This is a genomic window from Salinigranum marinum, from assembly GCF_024228675.1.
GTDB classification, from domain to species: Archaea; Halobacteriota; Halobacteria; order Halobacteriales; family Haloferacaceae; genus Salinigranum; species Salinigranum marinum.
In genome coordinates this window covers 484,535-503,866 of the sequence record NZ_CP100461.1, presented here as the reverse complement: position 1 = coordinate 503,866, position 19,332 = coordinate 484,535, and the positions used below count along the sequence as shown (strand labels likewise).

17 protein-coding genes are annotated in these 19,332 nt (G+C 69.2%); 10 read left to right on the top strand and 7 right to left on the bottom strand.

The window, feature by feature from the left end; all coding sequences use genetic code 11:
• The first annotated feature begins 74 nt into the window (after nucleotides 1-74).
• The 6 genes from NKJ07_RS02310 to NKJ07_RS02285 all read left to right on the top strand — a co-directional run bounded on the left by NKJ07_RS02310 (nucleotide 75) and on the right by NKJ07_RS02285 (nucleotide 7,965).
• Nucleotides 75-1,079 carry a hypothetical protein gene (locus tag NKJ07_RS02310; protein WP_318568983.1) on the top strand — a complete coding sequence of 335 codons (1,005 nt, stop codon included), beginning with the start codon at nucleotides 75-77 and terminating at the stop codon, nucleotides 1,077-1,079.
• A complete protein-coding gene (locus tag NKJ07_RS02305) occupies nucleotides 1,072-1,644 on the top strand; it encodes a gluconate 2-dehydrogenase subunit 3 family protein (protein WP_318568982.1) in 573 nt (190 codons plus the stop codon). The genes NKJ07_RS02310 and NKJ07_RS02305 overlap by 8 nt, the downstream gene beginning before the upstream one ends.
• Nucleotides 1,641-3,329 carry a GMC family oxidoreductase gene (locus tag NKJ07_RS02300; protein ID WP_318568981.1) on the top strand — a complete coding sequence of 563 codons (1,689 nt, stop codon included), beginning with the start codon at nucleotides 1,641-1,643 and terminating at the stop codon, nucleotides 3,327-3,329. Before NKJ07_RS02305 ends, NKJ07_RS02300 begins: the two co-directional genes overlap by 4 nt.
• 319 nt (nucleotides 3,330-3,648) lie before the next feature.
• On the top strand, nucleotides 3,649-5,136 hold the full coding sequence (locus NKJ07_RS02295; protein WP_318568980.1) for a replication factor C large subunit: 1,488 nt from the start codon (nucleotides 3,649-3,651) through the stop codon (nucleotides 5,134-5,136).
• Nucleotides 5,137-5,276: 140 nt separating this feature from the next.
• Entirely contained in the window at nucleotides 5,277-6,860 is a 1,584-nt protein-coding gene (locus NKJ07_RS02290; RefSeq protein WP_318568979.1) for an ATP-binding response regulator, read from the top strand.
• 46 nt (nucleotides 6,861-6,906) lie between these two features.
• Nucleotides 6,907-7,965, top strand: coding sequence for a zinc-dependent alcohol dehydrogenase family protein (locus NKJ07_RS02285; RefSeq protein WP_318568978.1), 1,059 nt, complete (start codon nucleotides 6,907-6,909; stop codon nucleotides 7,963-7,965).
• A 120-nt stretch (nucleotides 7,966-8,085) separates the two neighbouring features.
• Here the strand turns inward: NKJ07_RS02285 and NKJ07_RS02280 are convergent, their stop codons facing one another.
• The 5 genes from NKJ07_RS02280 to NKJ07_RS02260 form a co-directional block, all read right to left on the bottom strand.
• A complete protein-coding gene (locus NKJ07_RS02280) occupies nucleotides 8,086-8,286 on the bottom strand; it encodes a DUF8106 domain-containing protein (protein ID WP_318568977.1) in 201 nt (66 codons plus the stop codon).
• Between the two features lie 94 nt (nucleotides 8,287-8,380).
• Nucleotides 8,381-9,112 carry an amino acid ABC transporter ATP-binding protein gene (locus NKJ07_RS02275; RefSeq protein WP_318568976.1) on the bottom strand — a complete coding sequence of 244 codons (732 nt, stop codon included), beginning with the start codon at nucleotides 9,110-9,112 and terminating at the stop codon, nucleotides 8,381-8,383.
• On the bottom strand, nucleotides 9,109-9,939 hold the full coding sequence (locus tag NKJ07_RS02270) for an amino acid ABC transporter permease (RefSeq protein WP_318568975.1): 831 nt from the start codon (nucleotides 9,937-9,939) through the stop codon (nucleotides 9,109-9,111). Before NKJ07_RS02270 ends, NKJ07_RS02275 begins: the two co-directional genes overlap by 4 nt.
• A 50-nt stretch (nucleotides 9,940-9,989) precedes the next feature.
• The gene (locus NKJ07_RS02265) at nucleotides 9,990-10,745 is read right to left on the bottom strand and encodes a basic amino acid ABC transporter substrate-binding protein (RefSeq protein WP_425504782.1); all 756 of its coding nucleotides are present in this window, start codon (nucleotides 10,743-10,745) and stop codon (nucleotides 9,990-9,992) included.
• 338 nt (nucleotides 10,746-11,083) lie between these two features.
• On the bottom strand, nucleotides 11,084-11,887 hold the full coding sequence (locus NKJ07_RS02260; RefSeq protein WP_425504781.1) for a COX15/CtaA family protein: 804 nt from the start codon (nucleotides 11,885-11,887) through the stop codon (nucleotides 11,084-11,086).
• Nucleotides 11,888-12,071: 184 nt separating this feature from the next.
• Between NKJ07_RS02260 and NKJ07_RS02255 the strand changes: the two genes are divergently transcribed.
• The 3 genes from NKJ07_RS02255 (at nucleotide 12,072) to NKJ07_RS02245 (ending at nucleotide 16,961) form a co-directional block, all read left to right on the top strand.
• Nucleotides 12,072-13,181, top strand: coding sequence for a M24 family metallopeptidase (locus NKJ07_RS02255; protein ID WP_318568972.1), 1,110 nt, complete (start codon nucleotides 12,072-12,074; stop codon nucleotides 13,179-13,181).
• A gap of 136 nt (nucleotides 13,182-13,317) precedes the next feature.
• Complete coding sequence (locus NKJ07_RS02250) at nucleotides 13,318-15,567, top strand: NADP-dependent malic enzyme (protein ID WP_318568971.1); 2,250 nt, start codon at nucleotides 13,318-13,320, stop codon at nucleotides 15,565-15,567.
• A gap of 149 nt (nucleotides 15,568-15,716) precedes the next feature.
• Nucleotides 15,717-16,961 carry an AI-2E family transporter gene (locus NKJ07_RS02245; RefSeq protein ID WP_318568970.1) on the top strand — a complete coding sequence of 415 codons (1,245 nt, stop codon included), beginning with the start codon at nucleotides 15,717-15,719 and terminating at the stop codon, nucleotides 16,959-16,961.
• Between the two features lie 41 nt (nucleotides 16,962-17,002).
• Here NKJ07_RS02245 and NKJ07_RS02240 read toward each other — a convergent pair whose 3' ends face one another.
• Complete coding sequence (locus NKJ07_RS02240; protein ID WP_318568969.1) at nucleotides 17,003-17,704, bottom strand: twin-arginine translocase subunit TatC; 702 nt, start codon at nucleotides 17,702-17,704, stop codon at nucleotides 17,003-17,005.
• A gap of 146 nt (nucleotides 17,705-17,850) precedes the next feature.
• On the opposite strand from NKJ07_RS02240, the gene NKJ07_RS02235 reads away from it, so the two are divergent.
• Complete coding sequence (locus tag NKJ07_RS02235) at nucleotides 17,851-18,636, top strand: TSUP family transporter (protein WP_318568968.1); 786 nt, start codon at nucleotides 17,851-17,853, stop codon at nucleotides 18,634-18,636.
• Between the two features lie 32 nt (nucleotides 18,637-18,668).
• Here NKJ07_RS02235 and NKJ07_RS02230 read toward each other — a convergent pair whose 3' ends face one another.
• Nucleotides 18,669-19,322 (bottom strand): ribonuclease H family protein, encoded by a 654-nt coding sequence (locus NKJ07_RS02230; protein ID WP_318568967.1) that lies wholly within the window; start codon nucleotides 19,320-19,322, stop codon nucleotides 18,669-18,671.
• Between the last annotated feature and the right edge of the window lie 10 nt (nucleotides 19,323-19,332).

Below are 19,332 nucleotides of genomic sequence, written 5' to 3'. Positions count from 1 at the left end.
GAAGCAGTAATATAAAATAAACTGAGTAACATGAAAATAGAAAATTTATGTGGGCTGTCCAATTACAGTGAGCAATGGCGCGAGAGGAGAAGAGAAAAGAGAGTGCCAACACCCGTGGACCGATACGGTCGGTGGGGGGCCAGACAATCCGTGGCCTCAAGCGCAACTCGCGGATCAGCGTGAACGCGTACGCTGGATTGGTCTTCGCCGCGGTGTGTTACCTCGGCCTCGGGACCGCGCTCACCGAGGTCGGAGCGCCAGCCGGGTGGCTGACGGGCCCGTTCACCGTCGCGGCGGCGCTGCTGGGCCCGTCAGTCGCTCTCGGTGGGGCTTTCGGCATCGTCCTACTGGCGCTGTCGCAGGCGGCGCTCGGCACGGGAACGTTCGTCGTGGGGGTCGAGTTCCTCAGCCTCGCGCTGGTCACGGCACTCACCTACGGTCGGCTCGGAGTCGTGAGCCCGAACGGTGGGGTCCGCCGGGCGCTCCTCGCTCGGGCAGTCGAGTACCTATGTGCCCTGCTCCTCGGGACGGTCTCGGCCCTGGCGGCACTCACCTGGCTCGTCTCGGTCGCCGAGATCGCGCCGTACTACGTCGGGTACTCGGCGACAGTGTCGACGGCCGCCGTCACGGCAGTACTCGGAGTGGCCGCCGTCGCCGGGGACGAACTCTTCGCGGACGACCCACCTCCGGGGGAGCCGTCGTCTTGGAGCGCTCAGAACAGGCGCACCGCGGCGGCGTATGCCCTCGTCGGCTTCGCGTGGTTCGTCGGCGCGACCGGAATCGCCGTGCTGGCACACGACCTCTCGAACTTCACGAACGTGGACATGCTGACGGCGTCGCTCGCGGACACGTTCGGCGATGGAGTGCTCGGGCGCGTCGTCAGCACGGTCTTCGTCACCGTCTACGCTTACGGCCGAGCGAGCGTGGCCGCCTCCGGTGTTCTCGGACTGCTTCTCACTGCCTGGCTGGTTCGGATCGTCCGAACCACGCCACCCGGGCGAACCACCGAGAGAGCCGGTTCGGAACGGTTCGACGAACGGCTGCTCCGGGTCGGGGAGGGGCATGGCGAAGATGACTGACGACCGCACGAGAGACGTGGCGCTCTCCCGACGCGAAGCGTTGCTGACGCTCGGAGGGATCGGCGTCGGGACGGCCGTCTTCGGCTCGCAATCGACTGGTTCGACCACTGGAGACGGTGGGACGGGATCGGATGATGGAGTTGCGACACCCGCACGGGTGGCCACCGTGACCGCCGCTGCGGAGGTTGTCTACCCCCCCAACGTGAGTGTCGACGACGTGTTCGTCAGGCAGTACGTGTTCGGACGGGTCGGGCCGACCGAGGACCACTTCGAACGGCTCGCAGCGGTCGTCGACACGGTCGACCGCGAGGCGCGCTTGCGGTTCGGGAAGCGCTTCGCATCGCTGTCGAAAGGCGATCGACGTCGTGTGCTCACGGGGCTGGGCACCTTCGCGGTCCACCCGAACCGACGCGGAACGACGGCCGAGCGGGTCCGGTTCCACCTCGTGAACGACCTGCTCTATGCCCTGTTTACACTCCCGAGAGGCGGGCGGCTCATGGGCGTCCCGAACCCCCCCGGCTACCCGGGCGGCAACGAACTCTACCAGCGGGGGCCGGATCGATGAGCCGTCAGGGCCCAACCGACCGTCGGCCGGTGGAGGACGCGGACGTCTGTGTCGTCGGTTCGGGACCGGCCGGTGCGGTCGTCGCCGACGCCCTCGCCGGACGGGGTCGGCAGGTCGTCGTCCTGGAGGCCGGCGAGCGCTACACCACGCAGGACCGCTTCCGGCGGATGGAACAGTGGCTCCGCGCGGACATCTCCCGGAACGTCTTCTGGCTCGACGAGGAGCGCGACCGGTACCGCTCCTCGGGAGACGTGTTCGCCCGGCTCAACGAGGTCCGGGCGAAGGGGGTCGGGGGGAGCTCGCTGCTCTGGAACGGGAACACCCCTCGACTCCATCCGAAGGACTTCGAGATGGGGGCGCGGTACGGCATCGCGCCCGACTGGCCGATCTCGTACGACGACCTGCGCCCGTACTACGCGGCCGCAGAGCGCGAGGTGGGTGTCTCTGGCTCGATCGACAACCCCCACGGACCACCGCGCGAGGAGCCGTTTCCGATGTCGGCGTTTCCGCCCTCGTACAGCGACTCGCTGTTCGCGGAGGCATGCGAGCGACTCGGAATCGGCCTCGGGAGCCAGCCGAAGGCCATCGCCTCGCAGCCGTATCGCGAGCGGCCCGAGTGCGACGGCTGGGGGGTGTGCAACACGTGTCCGATCGGGGCAAAGTACTCTTCGGAGGAACACGTAAATCGGGCCGAGCGCCGCGGTGCGACGGTCATCGACCGGGCACAGGTCCTCGAAGTCTTCCACGACGACACGGGCGACCAGGTCGATCACGTCGTCTACGCCACCCCGGACGGTGAGACTCACCGCCAGACGGCAGACGCGTTCGTGCTGGCGGCTGGCGGCATCGAGACTCCACGCCTCCTCCTGCTCTCCGACTCGCCGCAGTACCCCGACGGGCTGGCGAACTCGAGCGGGGCGGTCGGGCGGTACCTGATGGATCATGCGGAGGTAGAGGTCCGGGCCGAACTCCCCGACGAGCACACCTGGCAGAACAATATCGGGTTCGTCACCAGCCGATCCGACCAGTTCTACGAGCCCGCCGAGGCGACCCCCGGGACGTTCACGCTCGTGTTCCACAACCGGGCAGGACCGTCCCCCGGCAGGTCCATGGGAAAGGAACCGACGTTCAACGCGCTCAGAGCGGTCGTCACAGAGCGGGATCCGGAGGCCGTGTTCGACCTGCTCGAAGACCCGTTTAACGCCGTCCGGCTCGGCGACGACCTGCTCGAGGGTGTCGACGCCTCGGGGACCCACACGCTCGGCATCCGGTCGGTGATCGAGGTGCTCCCGCGGGCCGAGAACCACGTGACGCTCGACCGTTCGACCACGGACAACCACGGCCGCCCGATCCCGGACGTCTCACTCGATTACGGTGAGCACGAGCGCCGGACCTTCGAGCGGGCCGAGTCGGTCGCCCGCGAGGTGATGGACGAAGTCGGAGCCAGGGTGACGAGCGTGGGCGGGTTCGGGGATCAGACGATGGGTTCACACCACATGGGGACGACCCGGATGGGCGAGGATCCGGCCACGAGCGTGGTCGACGCGAACTGTCGGACCCACGACCTCCGAAACCTCTGGGTCGCCTCGAGCAGTGTGTTCCCGACGAGCGGAGCGATGAACCCGACGCTCACGATCGTGGCGCTCTCGCTTCGCCTCGCCGAAGACGTCGACGCGACGCTCTGATTCCGAATCGATCATCTCATCGCCGAAGCCTCCGAGCCGGGTGTTCTCGGTCTCACTCCGAGCGCCCACCGCTCCGTCCACGTACGTACACCGCGGCGAGATCTACGACTGACCGGAGTCGCGTGCTGCCGCCACAGCGATCCGAGCCGCTTCGTCGTCCGAGGCGGCTCGGGCCGTCGACGTTCTTTGCCGTCGCGTTCGGTCTCTCGTCGTCCGGTTACACGCTACGTCGGGAGCGGCTCGTGTTCGTCCACGGCGCCGGTGGTGGACGGAACGACCGTCCGGAACCACTAAACCCGCCTCACTCCTTCCTCCGGTAATGGCTGACTGGACGGAGACGTACCGCCCGACGACGCTGTCGGAGGTCCGTGGCAACGACACGGCCCGCGACGAGTTCGAGGAGTGGGCCGACACGTGGGACCAACACAGGGAAGCCGTCGTGATCCACGGCAGTCCGGGTGTGGGGAAGACGTCGGCGGCGCACGCGCTGGCGGCGGACAAGGGCTGGGAGACCATGGAGTTGAACGCCTCCGACCAGCGGACGGCGGACGTCATCGAACGGTTCGCCGGTCGGGCAGCGATGAACACGACGCTGTCAGGTGCGACCGACGCCAGCACCCGCGGACAGCGCGACCGGGGTCGTCAGCTGGTGATCCTCGACGAGGCCGACAACATCCACTACCAGAAGGATTACGGGGGCAAGCAGGCGGTGACGACGCTTCTGAAGGAAGCGAACCAGCCGATCGTCCTCATCGCCAACGACTACTACGACATGTCGCGGGGGATGCGCAACGCCTGCCGCGAGATCGAGTTCCGCGACGTCTCCGCGCGCTCGATCGTGCCCGTTCTCCGCGACATCTGCCGGCGAGAGAGCGTGGAGTTCGAGACGGAAGCGCTCCAGCGGATCGCGGAGTCGAACGACGGCGACCTCCGCTCCGCGGTAAGAGACCTCCAGAGTTCGGTCGGCGGCCGATCGAAGCTCACGGTCGACGACGTGACGTCGGGCGGGCGCGACCGCACGGTGGGGATCTTCGGCTTCCTCGACAGCGTGCTCAAGGAAGACGCCGCCGAGGAGGCGCTCCGGACGGCGTACGACACCGACGAGACGCCCGACGACCTCACGGCGTGGGTCGAGGACAAGGTGTCGATGGTGTACGACGACGGGGAACTCGCCCGCGCGTACGAGTTCCTCGCGAACGCCGACCGGTGGCTCGGCCGCGTGCGCGCGACACAGAACTACAGCTACTGGCGGTACGTCACGGACAACGTCTCGGCGGGCGTCGCCGCCTCCCGCGACCGGACCCGCGGGGGGTGGACGCGGTACGGCGGCGCGCCGTGGCGCTCGACGCGCGACGCCACGCGCGACGCCGTCGCGTCCCGCATCGCCGAGTCGGCGGGCGTGAGCATCGCCACGGCCCGCCGGGAGATCCTGCCGCTCCTGTCGGCGATGACCCACCACTGCAAGCCGCGGGAGCTGACGGTCGAGATGGCCGCATGGTACGACTTCGACGCGTCACACGTCTCGTACGTGACGGGGAGCGGCGAGTCGACGAACAAGGTCGAGTCGATCGTCGAGGACGCACAGGCCCGCCGCGAGGAGTTGGTCGAGGCACACGCGGGCGACGCGTTCGCGCGGCGGACGGACGACGCGATGGACAGCGGGGACGCGGACGCGGATGAGGGGGCGGCCGCGCCGACGCTCGACGACCTCGCCGGCGACGCGACCGGGGCGGACGACGGATCGGTCGACGAGGGCGAGGACGAGGGGCGCGACGACGGACAGTCAGGCCTGTCGGACTTCACCTGAACGCGGCGGCAGACTCTCCCCCCTGCCGCGGATTCGGCCGTCCGCACGTGCGTGGAGACACGGGCGGCGTAAGTTGAATATATCGACAGTATGAAACAAACACTTTATCTGTACCCGCAGTTTATAAAGAATAACCCAACATGACTGAAGGGAGTCGGATCGGGCGGGGGCGCGCCAGCGATGGGAACTCCGTTATTCACGTCCTCGTCGCCGACGACGACGACGTGATGTGCGAGACGACCGTCAGCCTGCTCGAAGCGATGGCACCGAGCCTGCGCGTGCGGGGCGTCTCCTCCGGCGCGGCGGTGCTCGACGCGCTGGACGACGGGGACGAACCCGTCGACTGCATCGTCTCCGACTACGAGATGCCCGCGACGGACGGCCTCGACCTGCTCGAGGCCGTCCGCGAGCGCGACCCCGACGTCCCCTTCATCATCTACACCGGCCACGGCAACGAGGACGTCGCGAGCGAGGCGATCTCGGCGGGCGTCACCGACTACGTGCGGAAGTCGGCGACCGGGGGCCACCGGATCCTCGCCACGCGGATCACGGCCGCCGTCGCCCGCCGACGGGCGGAAGCCGAGCGGGACCTCCAGGCGCTGGCGATGGAGGCGGTCGAGGAGGGGATCGCGGTCGTCGACGGCGACGGCCGGTTCGTCGAGGTGAACGACGCGTACGCCGATCTGTACGGCTACGAACGCGACGAGTTGGTCGGCTCGTCGTGGGAGTTGATCAACCCGCCCGAGGAGAACGAGCGGATGCATCTCCAGATCCTGCCGATTCTCAGGGAGGAAGGGATCTGGCGCGGGGAGTCGGTCGGTCTCCGAAAGGACGGCTCGACGTTTCCGAAGGCCAAGTCGCTGGCGGACCTCGACGGCGGCGGGTTCGTCTGTGCGGTCCGCGACGTGACGGAGCAGAAGGCGGCCGAACACGGTCTCCGCGAGCAGAACGAGCGCCTGCGGGAGTTCGCACGGCTCGTCTCCCACGACCTCCGGAACCCGCTGAACGTCGCCGAGGGCTACCTCACGCTCGTCGAGGAGTCGGCCGACGAGAGCCAGTCCGACAACCTCGAACGGATCCGGAACGCACACGATCGCATGCGCCGGCTCATCGACGACATGCTGCGCCTGGCGCGCGAGGGGCGCGTCGTCGACAACCCCGAGCGCGTGTCGGTCGCCGACGTCGCCGAGGCGGCGGCGCTGACGGTCGGCCTCGACCCCGACTCGCACGTCATCGAGGAGGAACTCCCGTGGGTCCGCGCCGACGAGGAGCGACTGAGCGCGCTGTTCGAGAACCTCTTCGGCAACGTCCGCGAACACGCCGGTTCCGACCCGACCGTTCGCGTCGGTCCCCTCGACGACGGCCACGGCGTCTGCGGCTTCTTCGTCGAGGACGACGGCCCGGGTATCCCCGAAAAGCGCCACGTCAAAGTGTTCGAGTCGGGGTTTACGACCGACCGCTCTGGCACCGGCTTCGGCCTCGCTATTGTCAAGCGCATCACGAACGCCCACGGCTGGACGGTGTCGGTCCGCGACGGGACCGACGGCGGCGCGCGGTTCGAGTTCCGCGGGGTCGACGTCGCAGGGACCGACGAGGACGCGAGCGGCCCACCGGCGGAGTCGTCAGACGCCGACTCGGGTGCGGTCGCCGACGGGGGCGATGGCGATGGCGGTACCGACACCGACACCGACGACGGCGACGACGCCGACGACAACCCCGACTGAGTGCGTCGGGGAGGACCCATTTCACCCCCGGGCTCGAACGACACCCATGCGCGCGGCCGTCCTCACCGAGTACGGAGCACCGCTTTCGATCAGAGAGGTCGACGAGCCGACCCCAGCGGCCGACGGCGTCGTCGTCGAGGTGGACGCCTGTGGGATCTGTCGGAGCGACTGGCACGCCTGGCAGGGCCACGGCGAGTGGGCCGACGACCGGGCCCCGGTCGGACAGATACTCGGTCACGAGCCCGCGGGTCGGGTCGTGGCCGTCGGCGACCGCGTGACCGCGCTCGAGGCGGGCAACCGCGTCGCCGTCCCGTTCAATCTCGGCGACGGATCGTGCCCGCGGTGTCTCGCCGGTCGGGGAAACGTCTGTGCGGACGGGGCCGCCCTCGGCTTCGAGTCGGCCGCCCCCGGCGCGTTCGCCGAGCGCGTCCACGTCCCACACGCCGACTACAACTGTCTCCCCCTGCCCGACGGGGTCGAACCGGTCGACGTGGCGGCGCTCGGCTGTCGGTTCATGACGGCGTACCACGCGCTGGCGCACCGAACGGAGCCGACGCCGGGGTCGTGGATCGCCGTCCACGGCTGCGGCGGCGTCGGCCTCTCGGCGCTGTCGGTCGCCGCCGCGACCGGCCACCGGACCGTCGCGGTCGACGTCCGCGAGGAGGCGCTGGGGCTCGCCCGCGAGGTGGGTGCCGACGTCACGGTGAACGCCAGCGACGAGGCCGTCGTCGACCGCGTACGGGAGACGACCGGCGAGGGCGCACACGTCTCCGTCGACGCGCTCGGGCGCGCCGAGACCTGTCGGAACTCGGTCCGGTGTGTCCGACCCGGCGGGACGCACGTCCAGGTCGGCCTCACCACCGACGCCGAACGCGGCGAGGTGTCGCTCCCGACCGACTGGATGACGCGGTGGGAGGTCTCGTTCGTCGGCTCCCGTGGCATGCCGCCGACGCGGTACGACGAACTGTTCGGCCTCGTCGAGAGCGGCGCTGTCGACCCCGCGGCACTCGTCACCAGGGAGGTATCGCTCGAGGAGGTGTCGGACCGGCTGGCGGCGATGACCGACTACGGGACGGTCGGCGTCGAGGTCGTCACCGACTTTTGAGCCGAGCGCCGTGGCGTCCCGCAGCGAGTTCGTCGGCGCTCGCACTGGCCACCCACCGCACTGAAACGTGGGGTGTCGTCGAAAGCGGACGGGGAAGACACGTCCCGGAGGATGGATCGATCAGCGGACGGTGAGGGTCGCGTCACAGTCGGGGCAGACGAGGAGGCGACGGCGACCGTCGCGCTCGGTCCGCCACGACTGGGGCGACGCTTCCCGGCCGCACTCACAGAACAGCACTGTCTTCGAGCGCGCGTCGGTGGTGGAGGACGAACCGGCGGAGCGGAACTGGCGGAGACGTTCGGGCGTCGATGCGAGTGTCATCACCGGTTTGGAGTGGAACTGTCGATATAAGTCTTCTTCCTCGGGTATCAATCGTGAATAGAAGTTCGGGGACGTTTCGCCTCAGAGCTGGCGGCTACAGCATCCGCGAGAGGAACCGCTTCGCACGCTCCGTCTCGGGGTCCTCGAAGAACTTCTTCGGCGGCGCGGTCTCGACGATCCGGCCCTCGGCCATCAGGACGATGCGGTCGCCGACCTCGCGGGCGAAGCCCATCTCGTGGGTGACGACCATCATCGTCATGCCGTCGTCCGCGAGGTCGCGCATCACGCCCAGCACCTCGCCGACGAGTTCGGGGTCGAGCGCGCTCGTCACCTCGTCGAACAGCATCACCTTCGGGTCCATCGCGAGCGCGCGGGCGATGGCGACGCGCTGTTGCTGGCCGCCCGACAGCTGGTTGGGGTACGAGTCCTTTTGATTCCCCAGCCCGACCTGCTCGATGAGTCGATCGGCGCGCTCACGGGCGGTCCGCTTGTCGACGCCGCGTACCTTCCTCGGGGCGAGCGTCACGTTCTCCAGCGCCGTCTTGTGCGGGAAGAGGTTGAACGACTGAAACACCATCCCGATGCGCTGACGGAGCCGATCGATGTCGGCGTCGGGCGCGGAGATGGACTGCCCTTCGAGCCGGATCTCGCCGCCCTGGATCTCCTCCAGCCGGTTCGCACACCGGAGCAGGGTCGACTTCCCCGACCCCGAGGGGCCGATGACGACGCACACCTCACCGTCTTCGATGTCGAGCGAGACGTCCTTCAGGACGTGGGTTTCGCCGAAGTACTTGTCGACCTGGTCGAACTCGAGGAGGGTGGTCATCGGCCGTCACCGCCCCAGTCGGAGCGATCCTCGAGGCGGCTGACGACGTAGCCCAGCGGGATGGTGATCCCGAGGTACGCCACCGCCGTCAGGACGATCGGCGTCCAGGGGTCGAACGTCGCGGAGTTGACGCTCCGGAAGACGCTGATGATCTCCGGGACGGCGATAACGGTCAAAAGCGAGGTGTCCTTGACGAGGATGACCTGGTCGTTGCCGATGGCGGCGAGTGCGTTGCGCCACGCCTGCGGGAGGACGACCTCGCGCATCCCCTGCGTGTACGACATGCCGAGCGACCGTGCCGCTTCGAGTTGGCCGTCGGGGACCGCGCCGATCCCGCCCCTGATGGCTTCGCCGACGTACGCGGCGTGGTTGAGCGTCAGCGCGATGATCGCCGCCGGGAGTTCCCAGTTCTGGATGGGGAACGTGCCGGTCCAGAGCGCCGGGATCCCGAAGTAGACGATAATGATCTGGAACAGCAGCGGCGTCCCGCGGAAGAACTGGACGTACCCCCGGGCGACGCTTCCGGTCGGGAACGTGTCCGAGACGCGCATGAAGCCGACGAACACGCCTGCGAGCACCGACAGAACACTCCCCGCGATGAAGATCTGTAACACGAGGATGTACGCGTCGACGAACCGGGGGAAGATCGTCACCAGGAGATCGAAGCTCACCTTCGCGTAGACGATGTAGCCGATGAGGCCGACCACGACGAGTGTGAAGAGGCTCGAAACGACGATCCCAGCGTACTTCAGCGTGCGGTCGTTGATCACCGACTCGTCGACCCGGTCCTCCGCCGGGAGCGAGTCAGTCGAGTATGATTCGGCCATTGATGTGGTGTGTTACAGTGTGACGTGAAAAGTGAGACGGTTCGCCGGGGTTACCCGGAGAAGTAGTTCGAGTAGATCTCGTCGTACTCGCCGGACTCGCGGATGGCCGCGATCGCCTCGTTGACCCGCTCGCGGAAGGCGTCGTCGTCCTGCCGGAACGCGATGCCGTAGTTTTCGACCGTGAGGGTGAGGTACGGCGGGGCGTTCTCGCCCTGTTCGGCGGCCGCGCCCTCGCCCTCGACGAACCGAACCCCGTCTTGATTGTTGACGAACTCGGCGTTCACCGTGTTGTCGTTGATGACGGCGTCGACCTGCCCGTTCATCAGCGCGTCGAACGCGCCCGTGATCTGGTCGTACTCCTTGAGGTCGAGGTCGCCGTCGAACTCCTCTTGCAGCTGTTCGGCCGCCCCGAGCCCCGTCGTCCCCTTCTGGACGCCGACGGCCCGGCCCATCAGGTCCTCCCGCGCGCTGATCTCGGAGTCCTCACGGACGATGATCGTCTGGTACGCGGTGAAGTACGGGTCGGAGAAGTCGACCTGCTCCGCACGGTCGTCGTTGATCGTCATCGCGGACATGATGACGCGGAAGTTCCCGTTGTTCAGCGAGGGGATGATCGTGTCGAAGGAGGTCTTCTTGAACTCGTAGTTCACGCCGAGTTGCCCGGAGAAGACCGCCTCGGCGATCTCGACGTCGAACCCCTTGAGCTCGCCCGCGGCCGTCTCGTACTCGAACGGTCGGTACGGGATGTCCGAGCCGATGACGACGTTCGCGGGGACGGCCGATTCGGTCGTCTCCGCGTCAGTCATCTCCGACTCGGTCGTCTCGGCGTCGCCGCCGGAACCACCGTCGGCTGCGGTGTCGCCGCCGGAACCACCGTCGGCTGCGGTGTCGCCGCCGGAACCACCGTCGCCGCTCCCGCCGCCACCGCCACCGGTACAGCCGGCGAGCCCCATGCCCGCGGCCGCTGCTGAACTGAGTTTCAGGTACGTCCGTCGATCCATATCTCCAACGTGGTACTGGCGTCCATTTAATGCTTGTTAGATCTTCCGCGACGGGGCCTTAGACACCTAGCATCGACCGATGATATACAAGGGCCTAATACAATCACGCTCGGGAGGACGGATCGGCCGCCGGGGTGGGTCGGTCAGTCGCTCGAAACGCCCCGTACGTCGGCCGGCCGTGAGACGTCCCGACGGCGAACAGCCCAGACGACGCCGCCGACGAGGACGCTCACGAGGACGAACAGTCCGGCGTTCACCAGCCGCCAGGTCGGGGTGTAGAAGACGAGGTCGCGCCCCAAGAGGAGCGCGACGAACGTCGCCGCGAGCGCCGCCCCGATCGGGAGCCGCAGGCGGGCGGCGGGCGTCCCCGAGAGCCAAACGATGGCGGCGACGAGCGCGGCGAACAGCGCCAGTGCGACGCCGTAGAAGCCGGCCTGCGCCGCCGGCGTGTACGGGACCACCGGCACGACCCGCGAGAGCACGACGGCGACGGGCACGAGGCCGAGCGCGACGACGAGTGCGTCACGGGCGCGGCGGAGCGGGGGCCGTGCCCACCGGTCGCGGTACGCCCGGAGTGTCGTCAGGACGAGCGCGGTGAAGATCGTGAGGGCGACGACGAGATGCGCACCCTGGGTCGGTGGCGAGTAGCCCTGCGGGAGCAGGCCGTTGAGCGTCACGGTGACGGCACCGATAGAGATCTGCAGCGGCAGGAGCACCACGGCGAGCGTCGCGGTCGTCTTCGTCCGGCGGTCCCCCGCCGAGAACGACCAGAGCGCGGTCCCGAGGATGAAGAAGCCGGCGATCATCGCGACCAGCCGATGGAACCACTCGATGAACGAGGGGATCGTCTGCGGGAGCAGTCCGTTGTCGCACAGCGGCCACTGCGCCGAACAGGCCAGCCCGGAGCCGGTCGCGGCAGTGTAGACGCCGAGCATCACGAGCGTCAGCACGAAGCCCGTGGTGAACGCCGCGAAGCGACGGAACGACAGCCACGAGGGGCGATACTGGCTCATTGTCCCCTCTCAGGACCGTCCGTACTTATGCCTGACTTTGTTTCTCGTCGGCTCGGAAGCGCCCCCGACCCGACGTCGCACCGGCCGATTCAATACGCCGGCATCACGACCCGTGGACATGACCCCCCCAGCGGCCCCCGACCGCGACGCGAAGCGACGGCGACTCGACGCGTACCTGCGTGACCACGGCCTCGAAGCCGTCTGGTTCGCCCGGCCGAACTCCTTCGCCTGGCTCACCGGTGGCGGGAACAACGTCGTCGACCGGGAGGCCTCCCACGGCGTGGCGGCCGTCGGCTACGACGGCGACGAAGTCCGCGCCCTCACCGACAACATCGAGGCGGGTCGGTTAGCGGACGAGGAACTCCCCCACGGCGACGCCGTCGAGTCGTACGACTGGTACGCGGGATCGCTCGCCGACGCCCTCGTCGACCGGTCGCCGACGCCAGCGGCGGCCGACATCGACGTTCCCGGGTGGGCGTCGGTCGACGCCGCGGCGCTCCGCCAGCCGCTGACCGAGGCGGACGTCGAGCGCTACCGCGCGCTCGGCCACGAAGCGGCGACCGCGGTTGAGCGGGTCTGCCGGGAACTGCAGTCCGACGACACCGAACAGGAGGTCGCCGCGGCGCTCCGCGTAGCGCTCTCCGCACGTGGCATCGAGTCCCCCGTCGCGCTCGTCGGCGGGGCCGACAGAGTCGGAAAATACCGACACTACACGCCCACGGACGCGCTGCTCGGCGACTACGCGCTCGTCTCGGTCACGGCCCGGCGCGGCGGCCTCCACGCGAGCCTCACGCGGACGGTCGCGTTCGACCCGCCCGCGTGGCTCACGGAGCGACACGCCGCCGCCGCACAGGTCGAGGTCTCGGCGCTTGACGCCACGCGGACGGCTGCCACGAACGCGGGCCGCGCCGGCAACGTCTTCGCCGACGTTCGGGAGGCCTATTCGAGAGTAGGCTGGGAGGGCGAGTGGCGCAACCACCATCAGGGTGGGGCCGCCGGCTACGACGGGCGAGAGTGGATCGCCACCCCCGACCACGAGGCACGAGTGTTCGAACCCATGGCGTACGCCTGGAACCCGACGATACAGGGGACCAAAAGCGAAGACACCGTGCTCGTCACCGACGACGGCTTCGAGACGCTGACCGAGACGGGCGAGTGGCCGACGCTCGAAGTCGACTCCGTCTGGGGCTCGGCGACGCTGGAGCGCCACGACGTGCTCCAGCACTGACCGCGATGGGGGCCGCGGCGGACGCTCGGCCACCGCCGTCTGCCGCCGCTATCGGCCGCCGCGGTTCGACAGTCGTCGAACGGTAAAATCGACGGACAGGAGTATCTATTTACGTACACAGGTAAACGTCCGCGTCATGGGATTAGACGACGACGCACGGGAGTATCACCGGGAGGATCCACCGGGGAAGATCGAGATCGCGACGACGAAACCGACGAACACCCAGCGTGACCTCTCCCTCGCGTACTCGCCCGGCGTCGCCGCCCCCTGTCTCGACATCGACGCTGACGTCGACCGGGCGTACGAGTACACGGCGAAGGGGAACCTCGTCGGGGTCGTCTCGAACGGCTCCGCGGTGCTCGGGTTGGGGGACATCGGTGCGCAGGCGTCGAAACCCGTCATGGAGGGGAAGGGCGTGCTGTTCAAGCGCTTTGCCGACATCGACGTGTTCGACATCGAACTCGACCTCGCCGACGCCGACGAGATGATCGACACGATCTCGGCGATGGAGCCGACGTTCGGCGGGATCAACCTCGAGGACATCAAGGCCCCCGAATGCTTCGAGATCGAGCGTCGCCTCCGCGAGGAGATGTCGATCCCGGTGTTTCACGACGACCAGCACGGCACGGCGATCATCTCCGGGGCCGCGCTGATCAACGCCGCCGAGATCGTCGACAAGGAGCTCTCGGAACTGGAGATCGTTTTCTCCGGTGCGGGTGCCTCGGCGATCGCCACCGCCCGCTTCTACGAGTCGCTGGGAGCGACCCACGAGAACATCGTGATGTGCGACTCGACCGGCATCATCACCGCCGCGCGGGCCGACGACGTCAACGAGTTCAAACGCGAGTACGCCCAGGACGTCCCCGACGGCGATCTCGCGGACGCGATGGCGGGCGCGGACGTCTTTGTCGGCCTCTCGGTGGGAGGGATCGTCTCCCAGGAGATGATCGCGTCGATGGCCGACGATCCGATCGTCTTCGCCATGGCGAACCCCGACCCCGAGATCACCTACGAGGACGCGAAGGCGGCCCGCGACGACACGGTCATCATGGCGACGGGTCGGTCGGACTACCCGAACCAGGTGAACAACGTGCTCGGCTTCCCGTTCATCTTCCGCGGCGCGCTCGACGTGCGCGCGACCGAGATCAACGAGGAGATGAAACTCGCCGCCGCCCAGGCGCTCGCCGAGTTGGCGCGCCAGGACGTGCCCGACGCCGTCGTGAAGGCCTACGGCGACCAGCCGTTGCAGTTCGGCTCCGAGTACGTCATCCCGAAGCCGCTCGACCCCCGGGTGCTGTTCGAGGTCGCCCCCGCGGTCGCACAGGCGGCCATCTCCTCGGGCGCGGCCCGCGAGGAGATCGACCTCCAGGAGTACGTCGAGCGACTGGAGGCCCGGCTGGGCAAGTCCCGCGAGATGATGCGCGTCGTGCTCAACAAGGCCAAGTCCGACCCGAAGGTCGTCGCGCTCGCGGAGGGCACGGACGAGAAGATGATCCGCGCGGCCTACCAGATCGAAGAGCAGGGGATCGCCCGCCCGATCCTCATCGGCCGCGAGGAGCGCATCCGGCGGACGGCCGCACGGCTCGGCCTAGAGTTCGAGCCGAGCGTCGCCGACCCCCGCGACGGCGACTGGGACCACTACGCCGACCGGCTGTACGAACTCCGCCAGCGAAAGGGGCTGACGCGGTCGGAGGCCGACCAGCACATCCGCACCGACAGCAACTACTTCGCGAGCGTGATGGTCGAGGAGGGCGACGCCGACGCGATGCTCACGGGGCTGACCCACCACTACCCGTCGGCGCTCCGCCCGCCGCTTCAGGTCATCGGCACCGCCGAGGACGCGAACTACGCCGCCGGAGTCTACCTGCTCACCTTCAGGAACCGGGTCATCTTCGCCGCCGACACGACCGTGAACCTCGACCCCACCGCCGAGGTGCTCGCGGAGATCACGAAACACACGGCGCAGTTGGCGCGGCGGTTCAACGTCGAGCCCCGGGCCGCGCTGCTGTCGTACTCGAACTTCGGCTCGGTCGACAACCAGGGGACCCGCAAGCCGCGCGAGGCGGTCGGGATGCTCCACGACGACTCCGAGGTCGACTTCCCCGTAGACGGCGAGATGCAGGCCGACACGGCCGTCGTCGAGGAGATCCTCGAAGGCACCTACGACTTCGCCGATCTCGACGAACCGGCGAACGTCCTCGTCTTCCCGAACCTCGAAGCCGGAAACATCGGCTACAAACTCCTCCAGCGGCTCGGCGGGGCCGAGGCGATCGGGCCGATGCTCGTCGGCATGGCCAAGCCGGTCCACGTCCTCCAGCGCGGCGACGAGGTGAAGGACATCGTCAACCTGGCCGGCGTGGCGGTCGTCGACGCCCAGACGGAGTAACCGCCTGTTCGCGTTCCGTTCGACGGAATCTCGGAACGCACGGTACGCCCTGTGAGGCGTCGCTCGCCGCCTCGACGCCCGGACGAACGGGGCGCGACCGCCGTCACGCGGGCGCCGGATAGAAACCGCCCCCCGCCGTAGCTCCGGGTATGGCCGAACCGGCCCTCCCCGGTCTCGACCGCGCTCGCCTCGCGTGGTGGCTCGTGGTCGTCGGACTGGGGATCGCGCTGGCGCTGTTCGTCGCGTCGTTCGTCGGGACGTTCGTCCTCGGACTGTTCGTCTACTACGGGGTGCGGCCGCTCCACCGCCGGGTGCACGCGCGGATCGATCGCCGCGGGCTCTCAGCCACGTTGACCGTGCTGTTCGTGGTGCTGCCGGCAGTCGCCCTGATCGGCTACGCGGGCGTGGTCGCGGTCAGAGAGTTCGCCGTCGTGGCGGGGCCGAGCCTGACCGACGTGGTACTCGGACAGCTCCCCGGCGACCCGCGAACGATCAGGGACGCGCTCCAGTCGCCGACGAAACTCCTCGCCCGCCTGCAGACCCGCTCGCGCCTGCGGACGTTCGTGCTGACGGGCGTCGACGCGCTCGGCGGCGCCGCCAACGGTCTGCTCCATCTGACGCTCGCGCTCGCGGTCTCGTTCTTTCTCCTCCGCGACGGCCCGCGCCTCGCGGCGTGGTTTCGCGGGCACGTCGCCGAGGCGGGCGGGGTCGCCGACGCCTACCTGACGGCGGTCGACACGGACCTGGAGACGGTCTACTTCGGGAACGTCCTCACGGTGCTGGCGGTGGGCGCCGCGTCACTCGTGATCTACAACGGCTTCAACCTCCTCGCTCCGACCGCGTTGCGGCTGCCGTTCCCCACGCTCCTCGCGCTGTTGACGGGGCTCGCGACGTTCGTACCGCTCGTCGTCGGGAAGCTGGTGTACGTCCCCACGACCGGCTACCTCGTCTTCGTGACCACGCGGGCGGCCGACGGTGCGGGGCTCTTCCCGTGGGTCGCGGGCTTTCTCGTCGTCTGCTTCTTGCTTCTCGACCTGGTCCCCCAGACGTTCGTCCGCCCGTACGTCTCCGGCCGGTCGCTCCACTCCGGGCTCGTGCTGTTCGCGTACGTCCTCGGCGCGGCGCTGTTCGGTTGGTATGGCCTCTTTCTCGGCCCGCTCCTCGTCGTGCTCGTCGCACAGGCGGTGAGCATCGTGCTCCCGGAACTGCTCCACGGCGACCGGCTGACGACGGCGACCGCCACGTCGATCGGCTCGGAACCACGGCTCGACGCGCCCGAGGAGTCGACCGAAACCGGGGACCGCGAGGCGACCGAGAGCGACGGAGGCGGCGACGGCGACGGCGACGAGGGCGAGCGCGACGACGGGTCGGCGCTCGCGCCGGCCGATGAGTGAGACCCCGCCGCACCGGCGAGCGAGACGCGCCCCCCGGGAGATCACCGGAGTTCGAGCCAGGCGACGCCCGCCCCGAACCCGACGAACGGAGGGACCGCGAAGAGGCCGAACGTCGCGACGTCAGTCGGCGAGAGGACTGCCGCGGCCGTCACGACCGCGAGGGCGGCGTACCCGCGCTGGCGCGTCGAGGTGTGGCGAGGAACGGCACCGGCTGCGACGCCCCCGACGAGCGCCGCCGGGAGCGCACAGCCGACACCGACGACGACGGGGAAAAAGAGCGCGAGTTCGACCAGTCCGACCGGGTCGACGGTCGCCGCGAGCGTCCCGCGGGTGCTCGCCGTCGACAGCGCGAGCACGTGGGGGACAGCGAGGTGTGCGGCCGCGGTGCCCGTAACGAACGCGACCGCGGCGACGGCGAGAGATGGGAGCCCACGTGCAGGTCGGACGCGCGGGTCGCGGACGAGGAGTCCCGCGGTCGCCAGCGCGGTCGACCCGGCCCCGCCCAGGAGTCCGACCCCGGCCGCGATGCGGAGCGCCGCGAGCGACCCGGTCACGGCGACGTCGACGGGGAGCGCCGGTGGGGGAGCGGTCGTGTCGACGGTGCCCAGGACGACGCCGGTCGTGGCGACCGTCGCGACGACGAAGACGGCCAGGAGCGGTCGGGAGTACCCGGAGAGGGCGTCGCCGAGCGGCGACGCGCGCCCGCCGCGGGCGACGACCGTGGGAGAGGCGTCGGGGTGCATCGCCCGGACGTCACTGGCAGGGCGTTGTCAACTTTCTCCCCCTCTCACGCCGGACCGTCGGTGTCCGACTGCGCTCACCGCGGCCGGGCGCGGCCGTCGCACGCCGGAGGTGTATTGATATCGCCGATGGCCGTCCCGTGGGGTAGATGCTCTCTCTCGCCCCGCTCTCTCCGTCGCTCGCGGCCGTGGTGTTCGGCATCGTCGTCCTCGGCGGTCTCGTGACCGGGGTGAACGGCTTCGGCTACTCCGTCATCGGGACGGGACTGACGGCGATCGTCGTCGAACCGCAGGTGGCGGTCGTCGTGATGATCCTGCCGATCCTCGCGGCGAACGTCTCGCTCGTCCGTGAACTCGACGGGACGGGCCTCCGGACGTGCGCCGAGCGGTTCTGGCCGTTCGTCGCGGCGGCGCTCGTGGGCACCGTCGCCGGCATGAGCCTGCTCTCGCGGGTGCCGACGCGACCGCTCACGGTCGCGCTCGGCCTCTTCGTCTTCGGCTTCCTCGCGTTCACACAGGAGCGGTATCCGTTGCCCGGCGAGGCGTGGGTCCGCGCGCACGTCTCCGACACGTTCGGCGTGAAACTCCTCTTGGGGCTGGGCTCGGGGCTCGTGTTCGGCGCGTCGAACGTCGGCGTCCAGGTGGTCGCCTACCTGAAGAGCCTCGACCTCGATCACACGACGTTCGTCGGCGTCGTGGCGATGGTCTTCCTCGGCATCTCCTCGGTCCGCGTGGTCGCCGCCGGGCTCTTCGGGCTGTACGAGGGTGGCGGCCTGCTCGTGCTGTCGGCGGTCGCGGCGGTGCCGGGGCTGGCCGGCGTCTCGCTCGGCAAGCGGCTCCGTCCTCGGCTCTCGCGGCGGGTTCGGCGGGCCGGGATGTTCCTCCTCCTGGCGTTCATCGGCGTCCGACTCCTGGGGAACGGCCTCGGGGTCTGAGCGAGGGGCAGCAAACAGATGACGGTGTCGCGTCAGTCGCTCCCGGCGCTGCCGACGCGGTCGGGGCGGTCGAACCGCGACGGCGGTGGGAACTGCGGGTCCGTGGCCTCGGTGCCGGCGTTCGCCGCGCTCGGCAGGACACACCGGTCGGGCTGTCGGTTGACGTGCGCGTACTCCGCGGGCGCGTTCGCGAGCGGGTGGGCGGGGTTGTCCCGCGAGTCGATTCGGGCGGCGCGGAGTTCGCCGAAGCCGGCGATACGCGCCTGGATGCCGCGCCAGTGGTGTTCGCTCCCGGCCGGGACCGACGGGTCCCCACCGGGTCGCCAGCCGGGCTGTTGGGTCTCCAACACGGCGCTGTTGACGTTCCCCGCGAGGTCGTCGTGGTCGACGAGGACGCCGACGAGCGCGTCGCGCGGCGCACGGGCGGCGAGGACATCGAGACCCAGGTGGAGCGCACGGTACTCGGCGACGTTGTTGTCGGGGGGTGTGTCCGAGAGCGCGATGCGGGCGACGCGTGTGCCATCGCGCGCCTCGATGACGGCACCGAGGCCGCCGCCGTCGGGTCGGTAAGAGCCGTCGGTGGCGACGTAGAAGTGACGGTGGTGGGTGCGCGGCGGGTGCGCGATGTGGGGCGTCGGGGAGTCGTCGAACAGGTCCCGGAGCGTCTGACGGCCGTGAACGGCCATACTCGGCTTT

Bases quoted from the DNA above. Each gene is read 5' to 3' on its own strand.
- NKJ07_RS02290 (WP_318568979.1), top strand. From the start codon at position 5,277: ATGACTGAAGGGAGTCGGATCGGGCGGGGGCGCGCCAGCGATGGGAAC.
- NKJ07_RS02240 (WP_318568969.1), bottom strand. From the start codon at position 17,704: ATGCACCCCGACGCCTCTCCCACGGTCGTCGCCCGCGGCGGGCGCGCG.
- NKJ07_RS02285 (WP_318568978.1), top strand. From the start codon at position 6,907: ATGCGCGCGGCCGTCCTCACCGAGTACGGAGCACCGCTTTCGATCAGA.
- NKJ07_RS02255 (WP_318568972.1), top strand. From the start codon at position 12,072: ATGACCCCCCCAGCGGCCCCCGACCGCGACGCGAAGCGACGGCGACTC.
- NKJ07_RS02280 (WP_318568977.1), bottom strand. From the start codon at position 8,286: ATGACACTCGCATCGACGCCCGAACGTCTCCGCCAGTTCCGCTCCGCC.
- NKJ07_RS02245 (WP_318568970.1), top strand. From the start codon at position 15,717: ATGGCCGAACCGGCCCTCCCCGGTCTCGACCGCGCTCGCCTCGCGTGG.
- NKJ07_RS02270 (WP_318568975.1), bottom strand. From the start codon at position 9,939: ATGGCCGAATCATACTCGACTGACTCGCTCCCGGCGGAGGACCGGGTC.
- NKJ07_RS02250 (WP_318568971.1), top strand. From the start codon at position 13,318: ATGGGATTAGACGACGACGCACGGGAGTATCACCGGGAGGATCCACCG.
- NKJ07_RS02230 (WP_318568967.1), bottom strand. From the start codon at position 19,322: ATGGCCGTTCACGGCCGTCAGACGCTCCGGGACCTGTTCGACGACTCC.
- NKJ07_RS02275 (WP_318568976.1), bottom strand. From the start codon at position 9,112: ATGACCACCCTCCTCGAGTTCGACCAGGTCGACAAGTACTTCGGCGAA.
- NKJ07_RS02310 (WP_318568983.1), top strand. From the start codon at position 75: ATGGCGCGAGAGGAGAAGAGAAAAGAGAGTGCCAACACCCGTGGACCG.
- NKJ07_RS02295 (WP_318568980.1), top strand. From the start codon at position 3,649: ATGGCTGACTGGACGGAGACGTACCGCCCGACGACGCTGTCGGAGGTC.
- NKJ07_RS02235 (WP_318568968.1), top strand. From the start codon at position 17,851: ATGCTCTCTCTCGCCCCGCTCTCTCCGTCGCTCGCGGCCGTGGTGTTC.
- NKJ07_RS02300 (WP_318568981.1), top strand. From the start codon at position 1,641: ATGAGCCGTCAGGGCCCAACCGACCGTCGGCCGGTGGAGGACGCGGAC.
- NKJ07_RS02265 (WP_425504782.1), bottom strand. From the start codon at position 10,745: ATGACTGACGCGGAGACGACCGAATCGGCCGTCCCCGCGAACGTCGTC.
- NKJ07_RS02305 (WP_318568982.1), top strand. From the start codon at position 1,072: ATGACTGACGACCGCACGAGAGACGTGGCGCTCTCCCGACGCGAAGCG.